The organism is Candidatus Symbiothrix dinenymphae (genome assembly GCF_001431085.1).
This window is the reverse complement of the sequence record NZ_BBRU01000029.1, coordinates 1-1,354: the sequence shown is the minus strand read 5'-3', so window position 1 is coordinate 1,354 and position 1,354 is coordinate 1. Positions and strand designations below refer to the sequence as shown.

At 41.3% G+C, this 1,354-nt stretch carries 2 protein-coding genes; both read right to left on the bottom strand.

The features are described from left to right. On the bottom strand, positions 1-798 hold a 798-nt coding region (locus ASC50_RS06990), incomplete at its 3' end, for a leucine-rich repeat domain-containing protein (protein WP_158648218.1). Next, a complete protein-coding gene (locus ASC50_RS00615) occupies positions 773-1,111 on the bottom strand; it encodes a type II toxin-antitoxin system RelE/ParE family toxin (RefSeq protein WP_055430813.1) in 339 nt (112 codons plus the stop codon). The genes ASC50_RS00615 and ASC50_RS06990, both read right to left, overlap by 26 nt. Positions 1,112-1,354 lie beyond the last annotated feature (243 nt).

Genomic DNA, 1,354 nt, shown 5'->3' with positions numbered 1-1,354 from the left:
GTTAAGTGCCTCTTCACGAGCTATTAATTCTCCCTCAAGACCGCCGTAATTTTCATAAAAAAACACCCGCCAACCTTTCCTTTCTGCAAGGTACGCATCACACATGTCATCCTTACCCGGATTTCCTGCCAAATCAATCCTGCCGCAAAGATTTGTAGGTAAAGCCTTAAATATGGCATTGATAGCTTTTGCCGATAACTCATTGTTGCCGCAAGACAATGTTTTTAATTTTGGGCTTTTGCTCACATCCAAACCGGTGAGCTGATTGCCGCTACAATCCAGGTAAGTTAAATTTTCTGCTATTGCGGTAATAGTATGGGATTCGGACTTTTTATAGGTGTGCTTAATATTGCGCTTGTTGCAAGGCGCAAATGTTTCGCTTGTGCCGTCTCCCCAATCTATGGTAAGACTTTGGGCAGTTATATTAGACGAAAATACCTTACCGGTAATGGTCATTGTAAACCCTTCACGAGCATCATTGCTGCTTTTCTTTCCGCATCCGGCAAGCATCAACAGGCTCGCGGCGGATAATAGCAAAACGTAAACACCACTTACATGCGATTTCATTGTTTTCACACCTTTTTCAATCCGTGACACATAAGATTTGTCCGCACCTTTCCGTCGGGCAAGTTCATTCTGCTTTAGACGTGCGTTTTTTCGTGCATCTAACAAAACCTGACCGGCATAAAATGCATAAGCATCTTCATCAAATTTTGCCCTTTCAGGTGTTCCGTGTGCGCCGTATTGCGCCGCCAACACATCACTGTAATTTCTAACCTTGTGGTCGTTTGTCTGCATAATATGCCTCCTTTATTTTAATTGCTTTTTCTATTTCGCCTACGGGCGTTTGTTGCGTTTTCTTTTGAAAACCATTGAATAATACAACTACATTGCCCTCATCAAAGATAAAAAACACTCGGTAGATATTGCTTTCGTATTCCAATCGTAATTCATACAAACCATCACGAATATGCTTGATAAATTTTGTTGGTAGCCTATCCTGTGTTTCAAGCAACGAAATGAGATAATTCATTTTGATAAGTTCCTTTGGCGACAAAGTTTCTATAAACTGCTCAAAATAATTGCCGTATGTCGTTATTATCCGTTTCACGGTGCAAAGGTACAACTTTTTTTGAATTATCAAACATCCAACATCGAAATTTTTCCATAGTGGGGCGGTTTTTTTTTCGCATCAAATTTATGATGACAAAGAAGACCGAAGGTCTTCAATCTACCCCGTATGGGGTACAATTTCGATAACCCCGTACAAGCGAAGCGCAGTGCGGGGTAGGGTGGTATCCTCCCCAAAATTTGATATATCCTCCCGATATTGCTCTTCCAAGGAACCTTGGCT